17 protein-coding genes are annotated in these 17050 nt (G+C 62.5%); 10 read left to right on the top strand and 7 right to left on the bottom strand.

What is annotated here, in order from left to right; all coding sequences use genetic code 11:
* Window positions 1-144: 144 nt before the first annotated feature.
* A complete protein-coding gene (locus HCN58_RS26910; RefSeq protein ID WP_171582377.1) occupies window positions 145-339 on the bottom strand; it encodes a hypothetical protein in 195 nt (64 codons plus the stop codon).
* A 56-nt stretch (window positions 340-395) separates the two neighbouring features.
* On the opposite strand from HCN58_RS26910, the gene HCN58_RS26905 reads away from it, so the two are divergent.
* Entirely contained in the window at window positions 396-686 is a 291-nt protein-coding gene (locus tag HCN58_RS26905; RefSeq protein ID WP_235983920.1) for a hypothetical protein, read from the top strand.
* Window positions 687-730: 44 nt separating this feature from the next.
* On the opposite strand, the gene HCN58_RS26900 is transcribed toward HCN58_RS26905, so the two are convergent.
* Together HCN58_RS26900 and HCN58_RS26895 are read right to left on the bottom strand one after the other, a co-directional pair.
* Window positions 731-1543: a lytic murein transglycosylase gene (locus HCN58_RS26900; RefSeq protein ID WP_171582375.1), complete on the bottom strand. Its 813-nt coding sequence runs from the start codon at window positions 1541-1543 to the stop codon at window positions 731-733.
* A 210-nt stretch (window positions 1544-1753) separates the two neighbouring features.
* Window positions 1754-2665, bottom strand: a complete 912-nt coding sequence (locus tag HCN58_RS26895) for a DUF2189 domain-containing protein (protein WP_171582374.1) — start codon at window positions 2663-2665, stop codon at window positions 1754-1756.
* A gap of 294 nt (window positions 2666-2959) precedes the next feature.
* Between HCN58_RS26895 and HCN58_RS26890 the strand changes: the two genes are divergently transcribed.
* Both HCN58_RS26890 and HCN58_RS26885 read left to right on the top strand, forming a co-directional pair.
* The gene (locus HCN58_RS26890; RefSeq protein WP_171582373.1) at window positions 2960-3337 is read left to right on the top strand and encodes a DUF3597 domain-containing protein; all 378 of its coding nucleotides are present in this window, start codon (window positions 2960-2962) and stop codon (window positions 3335-3337) included.
* A gap of 158 nt (window positions 3338-3495) precedes the next feature.
* On the top strand, window positions 3496-4287 hold the full coding sequence (locus HCN58_RS26885; RefSeq protein ID WP_171582372.1) for a fumarylacetoacetate hydrolase family protein: 792 nt from the start codon (window positions 3496-3498) through the stop codon (window positions 4285-4287).
* 106 nt (window positions 4288-4393) lie between these two features.
* Here HCN58_RS26885 and HCN58_RS26880 read toward each other — a convergent pair whose 3' ends face one another.
* Complete coding sequence (locus HCN58_RS26880) at window positions 4394-4666, bottom strand: GNAT family N-acetyltransferase (protein ID WP_171582371.1); 273 nt, start codon at window positions 4664-4666, stop codon at window positions 4394-4396.
* Between the two features lie 217 nt (window positions 4667-4883).
* Between HCN58_RS26880 and HCN58_RS37205 the strand changes: the two genes are divergently transcribed.
* The 3 genes from HCN58_RS37205 to HCN58_RS26860 all read left to right on the top strand — a co-directional run bounded on the left by HCN58_RS37205 (window position 4884) and on the right by HCN58_RS26860 (window position 8790).
* Complete coding sequence (locus HCN58_RS37205) at window positions 4884-5795, top strand: SPW repeat domain-containing protein (protein WP_311966875.1); 912 nt, start codon at window positions 4884-4886, stop codon at window positions 5793-5795.
* Between the two features lie 435 nt (window positions 5796-6230).
* The gene (locus tag HCN58_RS26865) at window positions 6231-7928 is read left to right on the top strand and encodes an acyl-CoA synthetase (protein ID WP_376701223.1); all 1698 of its coding nucleotides are present in this window, start codon (window positions 6231-6233) and stop codon (window positions 7926-7928) included.
* Window positions 7929-7932: 4 nt separating this feature from the next.
* Window positions 7933-8790: a PCC domain-containing protein gene (locus tag HCN58_RS26860; RefSeq protein WP_171582370.1), complete on the top strand. Its 858-nt coding sequence runs from the start codon at window positions 7933-7935 to the stop codon at window positions 8788-8790.
* A gap of 240 nt (window positions 8791-9030) precedes the next feature.
* Here HCN58_RS26860 and HCN58_RS26855 read toward each other — a convergent pair whose 3' ends face one another.
* Window positions 9031-9687 carry an outer membrane protein gene (locus tag HCN58_RS26855; RefSeq protein ID WP_171582369.1) on the bottom strand — a complete coding sequence of 219 codons (657 nt, stop codon included), beginning with the start codon at window positions 9685-9687 and terminating at the stop codon, window positions 9031-9033.
* 613 nt (window positions 9688-10300) lie between these two features.
* On the bottom strand, window positions 10301-10492 hold the full coding sequence (locus HCN58_RS26850) for a hypothetical protein (RefSeq protein WP_171582368.1): 192 nt from the start codon (window positions 10490-10492) through the stop codon (window positions 10301-10303).
* 98 nt (window positions 10493-10590) lie between these two features.
* Here HCN58_RS26850 and HCN58_RS26845 point away from each other — a divergent pair, with 98 nt between their 5' ends.
* The 4 genes from HCN58_RS26845 to HCN58_RS26830 all read left to right on the top strand — a co-directional run bounded on the left by HCN58_RS26845 (window position 10591) and on the right by HCN58_RS26830 (window position 13549).
* On the top strand, window positions 10591-11364 hold the full coding sequence (locus HCN58_RS26845; protein WP_171582367.1) for an AAA family ATPase: 774 nt from the start codon (window positions 10591-10593) through the stop codon (window positions 11362-11364).
* Between the two features lie 164 nt (window positions 11365-11528).
* Window positions 11529-11855, top strand: a complete 327-nt coding sequence (locus HCN58_RS26840; RefSeq protein WP_171582366.1) for a PRC-barrel domain-containing protein — start codon at window positions 11529-11531, stop codon at window positions 11853-11855.
* A 207-nt stretch (window positions 11856-12062) separates the two neighbouring features.
* Complete coding sequence (locus HCN58_RS26835) at window positions 12063-12605, top strand: SRPBCC family protein (RefSeq protein ID WP_171582365.1); 543 nt, start codon at window positions 12063-12065, stop codon at window positions 12603-12605.
* 2 nt (window positions 12606-12607) lie between these two features.
* Window positions 12608-13549: a YVTN family beta-propeller repeat protein gene (locus HCN58_RS26830; RefSeq protein ID WP_171582364.1), complete on the top strand. Its 942-nt coding sequence runs from the start codon at window positions 12608-12610 to the stop codon at window positions 13547-13549.
* 332 nt (window positions 13550-13881) lie between these two features.
* Here HCN58_RS26830 and uvrA read toward each other — a convergent pair whose 3' ends face one another.
* Window positions 13882-16863: an excinuclease ABC subunit UvrA gene (gene uvrA / locus HCN58_RS26825; protein WP_171582363.1), complete on the bottom strand. Its 2982-nt coding sequence runs from the start codon at window positions 16861-16863 to the stop codon at window positions 13882-13884.
* Window positions 16864-17050 lie beyond the last annotated feature (187 nt).

The following is a 17050-nucleotide window of genomic DNA, read 5'->3' as shown; positions in this document are numbered from 1 at the left end:
AAATGAAGATAAATTCATTATCAGAAGGAAAGCCCCGCAAGTTCCTCGCGACCCGCGGATAGAGCCGATCTGTTCAGCGGGCCGTTGCGGCAACATGGCTCGCGCAAGTGGACGTACGTGCCGGTCTCTTGACGTTGAGGTTCTTCACGCGCCGAGGAAGCCCGCACTCATTTTTGTCGCACAGTCCGCGTCGAAGCGAGCGCGCGCGCCAACCGTCGTTGCCGTGAATTCGGCGGAAGATGATTGCCGAAGCCGCGCTTCATTACCGAACTGTAATGAAAAACACGATTCCGCATAAGCCCCTTGCGCGCCGCGCTCACAATCTCGCGCGAAGTTCATTCCGAAGTTCTCGCGCTTCGACGAACAATCGCTCTCGCAGGCGGCAATGGCGCCGCATGTCCAAAAACAAAAAGGGAGTTACCATGCTCAACAAATTACTCGCAGTCGCTGCAATTGCAGCCTTGGCACACGCCGTCTCTCCCGCCGACGCCGCGCGAGTCAAAGCGTCCTGCAGCGGCGACAATCTGAGCAAGACTGAAACGATGATCGAGAACATGGCGGATGGTGAGGGCAAGATCGCCGCCCAAAAGGAAATCGCCGCTGCCCAGGATGCGCTGCTGAGCGGCAGGGCGGGTGTCTGCGCGGCGCATCTCAGTAAAGCAATGCACGCAGGCACGGTGAGATAGATCGGCACTCAAAGGGCCGGTCGCTGCGGCCGGCCCTTGAGTTGTCAAGGCGCCCGTGAGAGCTGTGTCGCGAAATAGGCGATCGTCCGGGCGTAGACCTCGCTCTTGTTCCACTCCTTGATAGCAGCGAAATTGGCGCTGCCGGGCTCCCAGTCCTTGCCGCGTTGCCAGCCGTGGCTGGCGAGGAAGTTGGCGGTCGAGGCCAGCACGTCGGGAGGGCTGCGCAAGAGATCGCGGCGGCCGTTGCCGTCGAAGTCGACTGCGAACTTGACGTAGGACGACGGCATGAACTGGGTCTGGCCAATTTCGCCGGCCCAGGCGCCGCGCAGATCCTGTGGCGCGATATCGCCGCGCTCGACGATGCGTAGCGCGTCCATCAACTCGGCCTTGAACATATCGGCGCGGCGGCAATCATAGGCCAGCGTCGCCAGCGAGCGCAGCGTCGGAAACTTTCCGATGTTGACGCCGAAATCGGTTTCCAAGCCCCAGATCGCCACCAGCACTTCGCCAGGCACGCCGTATGCCTGTTCGATGCGCCCGAGCACTGAGCCGTATTGTTTGAGCATGTTGGAGCCACGCGTCAGCCGGGGCGGAACCATGCGGCCGGAGAATTCCTCAAAACTCTGGCTGAAGACCTTTTGCGAGTGGTCGCGGGCCAGCACGCTCTTGTCGAGCGTGACGCCGGTCAAGCCGGCCTGGATGGCAGATGCCGATATTCCGTTGGAGGCCGCTTCCTTCTTGAAGTCCTCCAGCCATGTTTCGAACGGGCCCGTGCCGCAGGGCGCGGCGAGCGCGGCCGCCGAGGTCAGTAACAGCGCGCCCAAGGGCAGGGCGCGCAGACAAAGGCGAGAGATCATCGTGCCGTTCGCTCCACGATCGATGCGTCTTCGGCGTTAGTGTCGACGCCACGCCGAATGTTCGAAGCAAGATCGGCCAAAACAAGGCTTATCTAAGTGCCCGCAATGCCATTCCGTTGAACATGCTCAATTCATCGTTAGTGAGGGGTGAACAGCCAAGCCGCCGGTCGGGCTCGACCGGCGGCTTGATCGATCAGGTTCCGTGCAGGTCTATGCGCCATCCTTGTGCCGCCAGGGGAACAGATTGACCGGGAAATCGGCGGCAGGTTTCCGCTCGCGGTGCGCGCGGGGCGGAAGCGGCTGCGGGTTAAGTTCTGGCTCGATCGTCTCTCGATAGAGATGCCAGGTAGCGTGCCCGAGCAGCGGAATGACGACGGCAAGTCCGAGGAAGAACGGCAGCGTTCCCGCGACCAGCAGCACCGCGACGATCAATCCCCAAGCCGCCATCGGCACGGGGTTACGCGCGACCGCGCGCAGCGAGGTCACCATTGCATCGCCGGCACCGGCATGACGGTCCAGCATCAGCGGGAACGAGACCACGCTGACGCAGAGCGCGACGAAGGCGAACAGGAAGCCGACGCCGCAGCCAACCACGATCAGCCACCAGCCTTGCGGTGTGGTCAGCACGCGCGTCGCGAAATCGGAAAAACCGGTCGCTCCCGCATAGCCGAACGCGGCGATGTAGATTGCCTGCGCGGTCGCCACCCAGGTCACGAAAAGTGCCAGCAGCAGCACGCCGAGTCCGAGCATCGCGCCGAACGACGGCGAGCGTACTACCTCGAGCGCATCCCAGGCGGTTGCCGGTTGACGGCGTTCGCGGCAGCGGCTCATCTCGTAGAGGCCGAGCGCCGCAAACGGGCCGATCAGGGCGAAGCCAGCGGCCAGCGGAAATAACAGCGGTATGACAGAATAGCCGAGAACGGCGCGTGCCAGCACCAGTCCGAGAACGGGATAGATCACACACAGGATGATGGCGTGGGTTGGCACGGCCTTGAAATCTTCCCAGCCGCGCCGCAACGCACGGCCGAGTTCGGCGAAGCCTATCGTTCGGATGACTGGCGCGGCGGCGGTATCCCGTGCGCTCTGCGCCATCGATGTGACATTGCCGTGATATGTAGCCATGGTCGCTGTCTCCCTCGCGGTCGCATCGCGCGCCAATCGAAAGACTCAAACGCGCCGTGTCATAAAACGATCACGATCAAGCCAGACGCGAAGACAGAGGATGGAGCTGGTCATGTCGCGAACTGTGCCGACAGCGTACTCCCGAACAGCAACAAGCGCACTCACGCTTAGGTGAATGTTTCATTGGCAAGCTTCGCCTGGCAAGCTAAAGTTGCAGGCGATCCCGGCGTGGTGCTGCCGGTCAAATAGTGCCGCCAGAGACTCACCCCATCCTCAACTCATTGGGAGCGAACGATGAGCATTTTCGGAAAAATCATGAGCGCGATCTTCGGCACCAAGGCAGACGCCGCGCCGGCTGGCGGCGGTGCGGCTGCGGGAGGCGGATCATCCGGTGGCGCCGCTGCACCTGTGGCGACCGTCGACGTTGCGCCGATCCTTGATCAGGCGGTGAAAGCCAAGGGTGAGAAGCTGGAGTGGCGCACCTCGATCGTCGATCTGATGAAGGCGCTCGACATCGATTCCAGCTTCGCTGCGCGCAAGGATCTTGCAAAAGAGCTCGGCTATACCGGCGACAGCAACGATTCCGCCAGCATGAACATCTGGCTGCACAAGCAGGTCATGGCCAAATTGGCCGCCAATGGTGGCAAGCTGCCGCCGGATATCAAGCACTGACGCTTCGCTCGGCCTGACATGCGAAGGTCCGCGGCGACGCGGGCCTTCTTTCTTTTGGTGCGATTGCAATGCAGCAACGTGCAAACGGTATCTACTTCGCGGAGCAAACGCTGTAGATACGGGCGGACAAGAAGACTCGTAAAACAAGGAGGATGCCAATGACCGATGTTGATCGCAGGACCATTCTGGCCACGGGTGCGCTCGCGCTGGCGGGTACAGCGGCCCAAGGTGGCACGGCCGCAGGGCAGGCTGGCCCGAAATCGCTTTTTCCGGTTGGCACGACGACCATACCCATCGTGGTCGAGACCGATGTCTTTCCGGTGCGGCGGATCTATTGCATCGGACGCAACTATGCCGCGCATGCCCGCGAAATGGGCTCGGATCCTAGTCGCGAGCCGCCGTTCTTCTTTCAGAAGCCGACCGACGCCATCCAGAATGTCGCCATCGGAACGGTCGGCGATCATCCTTATCCCTCGCTTACCAAGAACTATCATTATGAGGTTGAGTTGGTGGCGGCGCTGAAGTCCGGTGGCACCAATATCCCCGTGGGGCAGGCGCTCGACCATGTCTACGGCTACGCACTTGGCCTCGATATGACGCGGCGCGATCTGCAGCGGGCGATGGGCGACGAGAAGAAGCCATGGGAAATTGGCAAGAGCTTCGATCGCTCCGCCGTGCTCGGGCCGATTCATCCGGCCACGAAGACCGGCCATTTCACTCAGGGCGCGATCTCGCTGGCCGTGAACGGTACGGTCAAGCAGAACTCAAATCTGCAGAACATGATCTGGAGCGTGGCCGAGCAGATTTCCAAGCTTTCGGAGGCTTTTGAACTCAAGGCCGGTGACATCATCTATTCGGGCACGCCGGAAAATGTCGGACCGGTCGTGAAGGGCGACGTTATCTTGTGCAAGCTCGACGGCCTGCCGGATATGTCGATCCGGATTACGTGAGGGGTCTTATCTCGTAGCCCGGATGGAGCGCAGCGAAATCCGGGGTCTCTTGCCGAGGGGAAACTGATCCCGGATTGCGCTGCGCTCCATCCGGGCTACAAGGCGGCTATCCGGTCAGATCGGCAAATTCCGGATTTCTGCGCAGATAATCCACGACAAAGCCGCAGCCGGCGATGACCTTGCGTCCGTCGGCGCGGATTAGTTCGAGCGCGCCCCTGATCAGCTCGGAAGCGATGCCGCGGCCGCGCAGGGCGCGCGGTGTTTCGGTATGGGTGATGATGACCGCCGCGGGCGTGATCCGATAATTCGCAAACGCCACGGCGCCCTCGACGTCGAGTTCGAAACGGTTTTGAGCCTTGTTGTCGCGGACGGCGGCCATGCGGCGATTCCCGGATGATTCACCGTTTCATTTAGGGAATGAACCCGCCGATGCAACCCGGCGGCGAAGGGACAACTGGCTCGCTGGGATTGGCTGACATGCGTGTTGTGACCTGCCTGACCGCTGCATTGCTGGGCACCGCGGCGATATCAGCGCAACCGACCGCCGCGTCTGCCGAAGACGACCAGAACTGGCAAACCTGCATCAACGTGACGAGGTGCTGGCCTATATCAACCGCGGCAATGCCTATCGCGACAGCGAGCAACTCGACCGTGCCGCGACAAATTATGGCGAGGTCTTCAAACTGGCGCCGACGGACGCGCGCAGGTGGCGCAATCGCGGCATGATCAAACTTTTCCAGGGCAATACCAGGGGCGGTCTGGCCGATTATGACAAGGCGCGCAATATGACCCGGCCGACGACTTCCTGGAACGATCGTGGCCAGGCCAAGATGCGGCTCGGCGACAAGGATTGCCGATTTCCGCAAGGCCCTGGAATCAATCTAGGCCTGCGTACCTCGAGCGAGAACCTGCAGCGGCTCGGTGCAGTGCAACAAGGGACGCGCGCGCTTACAGGATCTTTGCGGGCGAGGCCTTGGCAACCGTGGGTCGGGTTCCTACGTGTTTGGAATGACATACGCCGCCGTGGCGGCCGGGTCTGGGCTCGATATCGAAAATGCTGTGATTGCGGCCGCCGACGTATGCCTCTTTTCAAGGGGAGGTTTACAATGTCGGGCATTCATTTCTTCAGCAAGCATCGCACTTGGGAAGACTGGTTCGGCATGCTGCTTGGTGTGCTGATCGTGGTATCGCCGTGGTTTCCCTTCTCCAGCCACGACGTGATGGACGCCGAACGCAGCACCATGATCCTCAATACATTCGTGGTCGGCATGCTGGTCTTCGGTCTGGCTCAGCTCGAATATGTTGCACTGCAGCGCTGGGAGGAGGTGGGGGAGATCGCGCTCGGCCTCTGGCTGGCCGCCTCGCCGTTCATTCTCGGCTATGCCGGTGATGAGATGTTGCGGGCTTGGCACGTCGCCCTCGGTGGAATCGTCGTCGTGCTGGGCGCGCTTCAGCTCTGGCAGGACTGGCGCTTGAGTGATCAGGAACTGGCCAACCATCCGCAGTAGATTCTGGAGAGCCCGCCGGCTCACACATGGCTGGCGGGCCATCGATTAAATCCGAACACTTGAATGAGACGACAAGCAGGGTGCGGACCGACCACGGGCTGCCGTCGACGGCGCCCTTGATGTCGTCGATCTTCCATTGGCTGGCCTCGCGGACAAAATCGTAGCGGATGATCCTGTCGGCCGGGTTAGCGCGGGCATTCCGCTGATGAGCTTCGATCGTGAACGCGATGGCCGCCTTGTCGCTCTTCCGTTTCTCGGTAACCACCTTGAACGACTTCATGTCGGGATCCTGTGAATTGGTGACGGGATCCGCCGGCCGGAGACTATCATGGCCGGTAGCGCCCGACGGCGAATTTGAGCTGACGCCGGGCTTTCTGGTATCCTTGCAATGAGATGTTCTATGTCGGTTTTCCAAACCCTAATGGTTGATTCCCTGTGACTGAAACGGTGACCATTCCTACCCCGCGCGGCGGTCTGGCGCGGATGTCGCGCCGGGTGATGAATCTCGCGCATATGCTGACCCAGAATGCCCGCCGCCATGGCGACCGCGTTGGCTTCATCTGGGGCGATAAATCCTGGACCTGGCGCGAGATCGATGGTGCCGTGTCGGCTCTGGCCGCAGGTCTCGCCGCGCGCGGTATCGTCAAGGGCGACCGCATCCTCGTCCATTCCAAAAATTGCGACGAGATGTTCTGGTCGATGTTCGCGGCGTTTCGGCTTGGCGCGGTCTGGGTGCCGACCAATTTCCGCCTGATGCCGGACGAGGTCGCCTATCTCGCCACCGCCTCCGGCGCGAAGGCCTTTTTGTGCCATGGCGATTTCCCTGATCACGCTACGGCGGCGGCCAATCCCGCGCTCGAATTCATCTGGCGGATCGGCGAGGGCACCCTTGGCGAACGCGCGGTGAGCGAAGTGATCGCGGCGCACGTGGGCGCCAGGGTCGAGAATGCGGCGGTCGACTATGACGATCCCTGCTGGTTCTTCTTCACGTCCGGAACGACGGGTCGGTCCAAGGCGGCCGTGCTCACCCACGGACAGATGGCGTTCGTCGTGACCAACCATCTCGCCGATTTGATGCCGGGCACGACGGAGACCGATGCCTCGCTGGTGGTCGCGCCATTGTCGCATGGCGCCGGCGTGCACCAGCTCGTGCAGGCCGCGCGCGCTGTGTCGACCATTTTGCTGCCGTCGGAAAAATTCGACATCGCGGAAGCATTTCGGCTGATCGAGGTGCATCGCGTCAGCAACATGTTCACCGTGCCGACCATTTTGAAGATGATGGTCGAGCATCCGGCGGTCGACACATATGACCATTCCTCCCTGCGGTTCGTGATCTATGCTGGCGCGCCGATGTATCGCGAGGACCAGAAAGCTGCGCTGAACAAGCTAGGCCCGGTGCTGGTACAGTATTTCGGGCTCGGCGAAGTCACCGGCAACATCACGGTGATGCCGGCCAGTCTGCACGATCCCGAGGACAGTCCGCATGCCCGCATTGGCACCTGCGGCTTCGAGCGCACCGGCATGCAGGTCGCGATTCAGGGCGATGACGGCCGCGAATTGATGCCGTTCGAGACCGGCGAGATCTGCGTGATCGGCCCCGCCGTGTTCGCTGGCTATTACGACAACCCCGAGGCCAATGCGAAGGCGTTTCGCGACGGCTGGTTTCGCACCGGCGATCTCGGCCATATGGACGAGGAGGGATTCGTCTACATCACCGGTCGCGCCTCGGACATGTACATCTCCGGCGGCTCCAACATCTATCCGCGCGAGGTCGAGGAGAAGATTCTCACCCATCCCGCAATCGGCGAAGTCGCTGTCCTCGGTGTGCCCGACCCGTTCTGGGGGGAGGTCGGGGTGGCCGTCTGCGTCGCGCGCGAGGGCGCCGCTGCCGTGAGCGAAGCGGAGCTTGCCGCATTCCTGGCGCCCAAGGTGCCGCGCTATAAAATGCCGAAGCGCTTCTTCTTCTGGGAGGCGCTGCCGAAATCCGGCTATGGCAAAATTCCAAAGCGGCTGGTCCGCGATGAACTCGAGGCGCGAGGGCTGCTTGAGACCAAAGCGTTTTCGGGCGAAGTGGCGCCCGGTTCGCGTGCTGAAATCGCGTCCAATGACAACGTCTCGAAGACTGGCAGTTGAACCGATGCGCAGCATCGCGCAGCCCGGGCCGCCCGCGCCCGAACGCATCCAATGGGTCGAGGCGCGGGGCCGGGCGTTTTCGTTCACGCTGCAGGCCGGCCTGCCGCTGCTGGAGGCCGTGCGCCGCGGCTTTGCCGAAGCCGGATTTTCAGGCGGCGTGTTGAGCATGCGGGGAGGGGCGCTCGGGCCGTTTGCCTATGTGATGCCGGCGCTGTCGAAGACCGGCGCGAATGCTGCGTTCTACAGCGACACGTTTCGGCCGTCCGGCCTGACGCGGCTGAAGCTCGGCGCGATGACGCTCGGCGAGCGCGACAGGGCGCCGTTCTTCCATTGCCACGGGCTGTGGACAGAGACCGACGGACATCTGCACGGCGGCCACATTCTGCCCGAGGAGAGCATCATCGCCGAATCGTTTGCGGTGGAAGCATTCGGCCTCGACGGCGCGATCTTCACGGCCGAGCACGATCCCGAGACCAATTTCAAATTGTTCGGTCCCATCGCGCGCGCGAGCACGGACGCCGAGACCACCAGCCGCGCCTTCGCGCTGCGGCTGCGGCCGAATCAGGATTTTGCCGCCGCGCTGGAGACCTTCTGCCGGCAGCACGGTATCCTGCGCGCGCGCATTCACGGCGGCGTCGGCTCCACCATCGGCGCGCATTTCACCGATGGCCGAACCGTCGTGCCGTTTGCGACCGAGCTTGCGATCACGGCGGGCGCGATCGCGCCCGGCGCTGATGGCACGCTGCAGGCCGAGCTCGACGTCGCGCTCGTCGATTATCTCGGCGGCATCGCCGAGGGGCGGCTGATACGCGGCGACAATCCGGTGCTGATGACGATGGAGCTGGTGCTCGAGGTGGTTTGAACGGGGGCACTGTTTCCCCAAATGCGATGTCATGCCCCGCGCATGCGGGGCATCCAGTACACCGCGGCCTTGCGTTTCAGTTACAAGCATCTCTGGAATACTGGGTCACCCGCCTTCGCGGGTGACGACAGTCTGTAGGTGCCAATGCGGTCTTGCGCCGCGCCCACCGTCTTTCCGGTTCGCTCCTGAGTGGTGGGCACGCTACGCTTTGCCCACCCTACAGCTCTACACTTCTCGACCTCACCTGAAGTGATAGTTCACGCCAACCTTGATGGTGTGGAAGTCGAGCGTGCCGGAATCCAGCGGGAAACCGCCGAAATTGTAGGTCTCGCCGCCGAGGCTGGTGTACATGTATTCGGCCTTGGCCGACCAGCTTGGCGTGAACAAATATTCGAGGCCGCCTCCGATCGTGTATCCCGAGTGAGACTGGCTGTCCGAAAACGTCGTGCCCAGCGCTGAAATCGAGGCCTTGTTGTTGGCCCAGGCATAACCTCCCTTGGCATAGATCAAGGCCGCATCCATCGCGAAGCCGGCGCGGCCGGTCACGCTGCCGAATGAGTTGATCTTGTTTTCCGTCGTGACCAGGAGGCCGCCGATGTCTTCGGTGACGCTGTCCTTGATGCTGGCGCCGGCGGCGTCGACTTCGACACCGAATACGAACTGGCTGCCGGGGAGCTGCCAGTTGTAGCCGATCGTGCCACCGCCGAACCCGCCGCTGCCGTCGCTATCGCTGCCACCCCAGCCAAAGCCGCCCATCGCGCCGATATAAAAGCCCGACCAGTTGTACGCCGGAGACACCACCGCCGGAGCCTTGGCGTAGGGCCGCGCCGGCATGTCGGCCGCCGAGGCCGCGGTCGCGACCGAAAAAGCCACACCAGCTAGAAGTAGTCGTTTCATTTTTTGTCCCCTGAAGTTGAACACTCGTATAACCCCCCTGCAGGCCGCCATCGCGGACTGATTGCACCGGCATGGTGACGTATCGTTTGTGGAAGTGGGCGCGAACGCGCCCCCGAAGAGCCGTCTGCAAGCGACGTTTGTACGGATGTGAGAAACGTCGTTCGCAGATTAACCATACGACATGTATGCCGGCAAAAATTGGACCGAAGCGCGTTCGCGCATTGGCGCGGGCAGGTTGCTATTTCGACAGCAGTGCGGCGACGTGTAACGTGGCGCGCGTTCTCGGTTTGCGAGAGAGAGGCGAGTGTATTCATTCGATAATCGCTTCCCTCATCCCAATGAGGGCGAGGATTACGTGAACTCGTCATCTCCCGCGAGGCGAGGAATCTAGTACGCTGCGGCTTCTTCGTTCAATCACTGGCGTCTTTGGAATACTGGGTCACCCGCCTTCGCGGGTGATGACGATTGAATGTGAGGCGGCATTAGCGCCGCTTGCGAACGTGAACGTTGATGTCGAGATCAATATCGCTGACGCAGGTCTGGGTGGTGCGATGCGAGCCGCCCTCATGCCAGCGGCCCGGGCGCACCCGGGCATCGCTGACATCGGCGAGTTTCAGGCAGCGCCATTGCGGCAGCGGGCCACTGCTTCGCCGGCGAACTGCCAGGCCAGCACAACCTCTTCGCCGCGTTTGTTGGTGCCAATGATATGTGGGCAGAGTTCGCGGCTGCGGCCGCTGTAGTCGCAGACGACCTGCTGCTCGTTGAGGATGGCATTGCGGAAGAGGGCGTAGGCGGCGCTCGGCATCGCTGGTTCTTGGCAAAGGGCTTTCCTGCCATCTGGGGTTGCAGGACGATCCTGATATATGCATTGAATGCGAAGTTGTTCCCTTCGGACCCGCCCACATGGCCTCACGACGCAATCGCCCGATCAACCTGCCGGCGCCGTACCTCAAGCGCATCTGGCTCGAGCCGACGCGGATCACCAACCGCGAGGCCTATCCGTTCTGTCTGCCGCTGCTGTGCGACGACTTCGAACTCAGTTTTCAGCGTGCGATCACCATCATCGTCGGCGAGAACGGCACCGGGAAATCCACGTTGCTCGAAGGCATCGCTGTGCTTGCCGGTTACGATGAAGCCGGCGGTGGCAAGGGCTATGCGCCAGTCGACCACTCCGGCGCGCTGGAAAAGATGGGCGGCAGTCTCTCGGCCGCACTTCGCGCCAGCTGGCTGCCCAAGATTACCAACGGATGGTTCTTCCGCGCGGAAAGCTTCTTCTCGGTTGCGAGATATCTGGACAAGGCAGCGCTGGATGACCCGTTCGGGCCGCCGCCTCCTGACTTCCTCTCGCACTCCCACGGCGAAGGTTTTCTGCGCTTCTTCGAAGAGCGTTGCCAGCGGCAGGGCATCTTCATCTTCGACGAACCGGAATCCGCGCTGTCGCCCGCGCGCCAGATCGAGTTTCTGAAACTGATGCGGCGGATGGACCAGATCGGCCACTGCCAGATCATCATGGCCACACATTCGCCGGTGCTAATGGCCTATCCGAACGCGACGCTGCTACGGCTGACAAAGTACGGGCTGGAGCCCGTGACGGTGCGCGAGACCGATCACTACAAGGTCCTGCGCGAGTTTTGCGACGATCCGGACGGTTTCGTGCAGGCGGCGATCGAGGAGTGAGGGCTTGTACGACGGGTAGAGCCAACGGGTCCGGCCTGTCGGCCGGCCCCGTTGGCTCTACCCATCGTACGGTAACTGCAGACTTTGTCGCAGCGTGCGATCACCCATGCCGGACTCGGTTGTGCTATTATCTCGACCGAACAAGGGAAAACAGGGAGGTCGCCATGCCTCATACCCTCGTGCCCAGTGATCGCGTCGAGCGCGTGAACGTGTACGGGCGCGACGGCACAAAGCTCGGCTCGATCGAGCGGCTGATGCTCGACAAGGTGAGCGGAACGGTTGCCTACGCCGTCGTCAAGACCGGAGGGCTGCTCGGCAGCCACCATCATTGTCCGATCCGGTGGGACGCTCTCCGGTTTGATCCCGCGCGTCAGGCCTACCAGACCGACGTGACACTGGAGGATCTCCACAAGGGTCCGTGCGAGCTCGATGATGACGCCTTCGACTGGGGCGACCGCTCGCAGCCGCATCCGCACTACTGGACGGTGTAGGCGCGGGCTTTGCAGTTTTTGGGAGCGGCGTAGGCAGCCTTGCCGCGCGACCCGCTTGCTGCGCGGCGAGGAACAGGCCGGCCAACGCCATCCTGTCGCGACCGCTTCCCCGGCTGCGCCACGAACCAGCCTTCTTTGGCACGAGAATGCGTAACGATATCGCCACCGCGCGCCAGCGCGGGGCCAATGAAACCTTGGGGAAACGACATGAGAGGGACGATCGCGAGGGTGGGCGCTGTGGTAATGGCGCTGGCGGTAATGGGGGCCGCCTGGGCGCACGGGCCAACCCGCCAGAAGGTGCGGGAATCGATCGAGATCAACGCGCCGCCGGCGAAGATGTGGGCGGTGGTCGGCAATTTCCAGGACATGAGCTGGCTGCAGCCGGTCAGCAGGACCGAGGGCACGAAAGGCAACGAGATCGAGGCGACGCGGCGGCTGACGCTGGCAGACGGCGCGACCGTCGATGAGGAACTCTACAAGTACGATGCCGAGAAGATGACCTATTCCTACCGGATCACGGCCGTCGACGTGAAGGTGCTGCCGGTCACTAATTACTCCTCCACGCTGACGGTGTCGCCGAGCGCAGACGGCAAGGGCAGCGTCCTGGAATGGGCTGGCGCGTTCTATCGCGGCTTTCCCAACAACGATCCGCCGCCGGAGCTGAGCGATGAGGCTGCCGTGAAGGCGGTGAGCGGGCTTTATCGCGCGGGGCTCGAAGCGCTGAAGAAGAAGGTCGAACGCGGAAGCTGATTGTGCGGGTCCTTGTTCTGGCGGCGCTGGTCGCCAGCATCGGCACGGTTTGGAGCGCTTGGGCCGAGGAGGCGTTTGTCACCAATCAGCTCAGCGAAAATCTCACCGTCGTTGATCTCGCGACGTCGCGGCCGGTCGCGACCATCGCGATTGGCGGCAAGCCGGCGGGCGTCGCCGTCACGCCGGATGGACGCTTCGCCTATGTGACGAGTCCTGACGCCAAGGCGCTCACGGTGATCGACGCCGCTGCGCGCCAGGTCGTCGGCAAGATCGACGTCGGCGGCGGTCCGCTCGGCGTGGCGGTGGCGCCGGATGGTGCGACGGTCTATGTGGCGGACTGGTACGCCGCGGCGGTGCGGGTGATCCATCCGAAAGAGCTGCGCGTGGTCGCGGATATTGCGGTCGGTGCCTCGCCGTCGGGGCTTGCGGTGACATCGGACGGGCGGCTCCTGCTTTCGGCGGACCGCGATGCCGACAGCGTCTCCGTCATCGATACGGCGACGCGGAAACGGCGGGCCACGATCAAGGTCGGGGAGCGCCCGTTTGGCATTACCATCGATGCCGAGGGCCGGCGCGCCTACACAGCTAATGTCGGATCGAACGATGTGTCTGTCATCGATATCGCGGAGGCCCGCGAGATCGCGCGCGTGAAGACGGGCTTGCGGCCCTATGCGGTCGCACTGGCCCAGGGCCGCGGCTTCGTCTCCGACCAGTATGACGGCACCGTCAGCGTGTTCGATCTCTTAACGCTGGCTCCGGTCAAGCGCATTACCGTGGGCGATTACCCGGAAGGGATCGCGGCGACGGCGGACGGCAGGCAGATCATCGTGGCGAACTGGGAGAGCAACTCGATCAGCGTGATCGATGCGGTCGAGCTGAAGGTGACAGGCGAGATCAAGGTCGGCGACGGGCCAAGGGCGTTCGGGGCGTTTCTCAGACGGTAGATCTCGGGGAGGGGCGTAGGGGTGCCGTAGAAAGCGGCGTTGCGACGGACGTCGGCGATGAGGTGCGCGCGTTTCGGTGCTGACAATGGATCGACGTATGGAGCCCAGGGTTCCCGGCCGGCCTGAAGATTCAACAGAGCATCTATGGAAATTGGCCGCCAGTGCAATGTGAATCGTGGTGGCAGCGCAACTGATCCCCGTCGGATTCGATAATTGGCAAAATATGCCTACGGTGATCTGAAATCGTGGTAAGCGGCGACGGAAGCTGACATAGATTATCCCAGACACACGCGGCAGGTGAACGAAGGATTGATGAACACCTGCCGCCTCGCTCACTCCGCCGCCTCGCTCGCGGCTCCGCTCTTCCTCGGCTTCCCATCCGCCTTCTTCAGCACCGCGGCCAGAAACTTCCCCGTATAACTCCGCGGCGCCTTGACGATATCCTCCGGAGGTCCCCACGCAACGATCTCGCCGCCGCCGTCGCCACCTTCCGGGCCGAGGTCGATCACCCAATCGGCGGTCTTGATGACCTCCAGATTGTGCTCGATCACGACCACCGTGTTGCCTTGCGCGACCAGCTCGTGGAGCACTTCGAGCAGCTTTGCAACGTCGTGGAAGTGGAGACCCGTGGTCGGCTCATCCAGGATGTACAGCGTGCGTCCCGTCGCGCGTTTTGACAGCTCCTTTGCCAGCTTGACGCGCTGGGCTTCGCCGCCGGACAGGGTCGTCGCCTGTTGGCCGACGTGGATGTAGTCCAGGCCGACACGGTGCAGCGTTTTAAAGGTCTCGCGGACGCGGGGGACGGCCTTGAAGAATTCTGCGGCTTCTTCCACCGTCATATCGAGCACATCCGAGATCGACTTGCCCTTGAACAGGACCTCCAGTGTCTCGCGGTTGTAGCGCTTGCCCTTGCAGGTGTCGCAGGTGACGTAGACGTCGGGCAGAAAGTGCATCTCGATCTTGATGACGCCATCGCCCTGGCAGGCCTCGCAGCGGCCGCCCTTGACGTTGAAGGAGAACCGGCCGGGCTCGTAGCCGCGCGCCTTGGCCTCCGGCAGGCCGGCGAACCACTCGCGGATCGGGGTGAAGGCGCCGGTATAGGTCGCGGGGTTGGAGCGTGGGGTGCGGCCGATCGGCGACTGGTCGATGTCGATGATCTTGTCGATATGCTCCAGCCCCTCGATGCGGTCATGCGGGGCGGCACCTTCGCTGGCGTTGTTGAGTTTGCGCGCGATCGCGCGGTAGAGCGTATCGATCAGCAGCGTCGACTTGCCGCCGCCGGAGACTCCCGTCACGCAGGTGAACAGCCCCAACGGAATTTCCGCCGAGACGTTTTTCAGATTGTTGCCGCGGGCGTTGACGACCTTGATCGTTCGCCTGTGGTTCGGCGGCCGCCGCTCGGGGATCGCGACCGACAATTCGCCGGTGAGATATTTACCCGTCAGCGATTTCGGATTCTTCATGATATCGGCGGGCGTGCCTTGCGCCACGATGTGGCCGCCATGCATGCCGGCGCCGGGGCCGATGTCGAGCACGTAGTCGGCGAGGCGGATCGCGTCCTCGTCATGCTCGACCACGATCACGGTATTGCCGAGGTCGCGCAGCCGCTTCAGCGTCTCCAACAAGCGCGCATTATCGCGCTGGTGCAGGCCGATCGAGGGCTCGTCCAGCACATAGAGCACACCGGTCAGTCCGGAGCCGATCTGGGAGGCCAGGCGGATGCGCTGGCTCTCGCCACCGCTCAATGTGCCCGAAGAGCGCGATAGCGTGAGATAGTTCAGGCCGACATCGAGCAGGAAGGACAACCGCTCGCGGATCTCCTTCAGCACGCGCGCGGCGATCTCGTTCTGTTGGTCGTTGAGCGCCTTCGGCACGCTTTCGAACCATTCGCCGGCGCGCTTTACCGAGAGTTCTGAAATCTCGCCGATATGCTTGCCGTCGATCTTGACGCAGAGCGCCTCGGGCTTGAGGCGATGGCCCTTGCAGGCCTCGCAGGGAATGTCGGAGAAATATTTTGCCAGCTCCTCGCGCGCCCATTCGCTCTCGGTCTCGCGGTAGCGGCGCTCGAGGTTGGTGATGACACCCTCGAACGGTTTTTTGGTATCGTAGGAGCGGACGCCGTCCTCATAGGAGAACTTGATCTCGTCGTCGCCGGAGCCGTGCAAGAGCGCGGCCTGCGTCTTCTTCGGTAGGTCCTTCCACTTGGTGTCGAGCGTGAACTTGTAAAATTTGCCGAGCGCGGTCAGCGTCTGGATATAGTAGGGCGAGGACGACTTTGCCCACGGCGCGATCGCGCCCTTGCGCAAGGTCAATTCCTTGTCGGGAATGACGAGGTCTTCGTCGATGTGCTGTTCGACGCCAAGCCCGCCGCAGGCCGGGCAGGCGCCGTACGGGTTGTTGAACGAGAACAGCCGCGGCTCGATTTCGGGAATCGTAAATCCGGAAACCGGACAGGCGAATTTTTCAGAAAACAGAATCCGCTCGGGCCCACTCTTGTCGTGGATCTTGGCGGTCTTCTTCTTGTCCTCGGCCGCAGGTGCGCCCGCCGGCGCGTCGGCATATTCGATCACCGCCAGCCCTTCGGCGAGCTTCAGTGCCGTCTCAAAACTTTCGGCGAGGCGCTGGCCAAGGTCGGGACGGACCACGATGCGGTCGACCACCACGTCGATGTCGTGCGGGAATTTCTTGTCCAGCGTCGGCGCTTCCGACAGCTCATAGAACGTGCCGTCGATCTTGACGCGCTGAAAACCTTTCTTGAGCCATTCGGCGAGCTCTTTCTTGTACTCGCCCTTGCGGCCGCGCACGACCGGCGCCAGCAGATAGAGTCGCGTGCCCTCGGGCAGCGCCAGCACGCGATCGACCATCTGTGAGACGACCTGGCTTTCGATCGGCAAGCCCGTCGCGGGCGAGTAGGGCACGCCGACGCGCGCCCATAAGAGGCGCATGTAGTCGTAGATTTCGGTGACGGTGCCGACGGTGGAGCGCGGATTCTTCGACGTGGTCTTCTGCTCGATCGAGATTGCAGGAGAGAGGCCATCGATCTGGTCGACATCCGGCTTCTGCATCATCTCCAGGAACTGGCGCGCGTAAGCCGAGAGCGACTCGACGTAGCGGCGCTGGCCCTCGGCATAGATGGTGTCGAAGGCGAGCGAGGATTTGCCGGAGCCCGAGAGGCCGGTGAATACGACCAGCTTGTCGCGGGGAATCTCGATATCGACATTCTTGAGGTTGTGCTCGCGCGCACCGCGAATGGTAATCGCACGCGATGCGGAGCCGACGTTCTGTTGGCGCTTCGCCCTTAGCACTTCATCCATATCGGCATTTCCAGGCGCGCAGATCGCACGCGCCACGTTGGGCGCGCATTGCCGGCCAAGAACCGGGATCAGGCGCCGTTGATCGAAAGTCGGAACATAGGAAGAACGACGGAAAATTTCCAGTGCCGCGCGCGAACCATCAACGGATTGTTTGAACTGAGATCTTTTTGGCAGCAGCCGTCAGCAG

The organism is Bradyrhizobium australiense, assembly GCF_013114825.1.
In the GTDB taxonomy this organism is placed as follows: domain Bacteria; phylum Pseudomonadota; class Alphaproteobacteria; order Rhizobiales; family Xanthobacteraceae; genus Bradyrhizobium; species Bradyrhizobium australiense.
This window is presented reverse-complemented; position numbering and strand designations above follow the sequence as displayed.

Excerpts from the sequence above, each read along its gene's own strand:
- HCN58_RS26835 (WP_171582365.1), top strand. The coding sequence starts at position 12,063 with ATGAGAGGGACGATCGCGAGGGTGGGCGCTGTGGTAATGGCGCTGGCG.
- HCN58_RS26905 (WP_235983920.1), top strand. The coding sequence starts at position 396 with ATGTCCAAAAACAAAAAGGGAGTTACCATGCTCAACAAATTACTCGCA.
- HCN58_RS26845 (WP_171582367.1), top strand. The coding sequence starts at position 10,591 with ATGGCCTCACGACGCAATCGCCCGATCAACCTGCCGGCGCCGTACCTC.
- HCN58_RS26855 (WP_171582369.1), bottom strand. The coding sequence starts at position 9,687 with ATGAAACGACTACTTCTAGCTGGTGTGGCTTTTTCGGTCGCGACCGCG.
- HCN58_RS26880 (WP_171582371.1), bottom strand. The coding sequence starts at position 4,666 with ATGGCCGCCGTCCGCGACAACAAGGCTCAAAACCGTTTCGAACTCGAC.
- HCN58_RS26860 (WP_171582370.1), top strand. The coding sequence starts at position 7,933 with ATGCGCAGCATCGCGCAGCCCGGGCCGCCCGCGCCCGAACGCATCCAA.
- HCN58_RS26910 (WP_171582377.1), bottom strand. The coding sequence starts at position 339 with ATGAACTTCGCGCGAGATTGTGAGCGCGGCGCGCAAGGGGCTTATGCG.
- uvrA (WP_171582363.1), bottom strand. The coding sequence starts at position 16,863 with ATGGATGAAGTGCTAAGGGCGAAGCGCCAACAGAACGTCGGCTCCGCA.
- HCN58_RS26895 (WP_171582374.1), bottom strand. The coding sequence starts at position 2,665 with ATGGCTACATATCACGGCAATGTCACATCGATGGCGCAGAGCGCACGG.
- HCN58_RS26840 (WP_171582366.1), top strand. The coding sequence starts at position 11,529 with ATGCCTCATACCCTCGTGCCCAGTGATCGCGTCGAGCGCGTGAACGTG.
- HCN58_RS26900 (WP_171582375.1), bottom strand. The coding sequence starts at position 1,543 with ATGATCTCTCGCCTTTGTCTGCGCGCCCTGCCCTTGGGCGCGCTGTTA.
- HCN58_RS26850 (WP_171582368.1), bottom strand. The coding sequence starts at position 10,492 with ATGCCGAGCGCCGCCTACGCCCTCTTCCGCAATGCCATCCTCAACGAG.
- HCN58_RS26890 (WP_171582373.1), top strand. The coding sequence starts at position 2,960 with ATGAGCATTTTCGGAAAAATCATGAGCGCGATCTTCGGCACCAAGGCA.
- HCN58_RS26885 (WP_171582372.1), top strand. The coding sequence starts at position 3,496 with ATGACCGATGTTGATCGCAGGACCATTCTGGCCACGGGTGCGCTCGCG.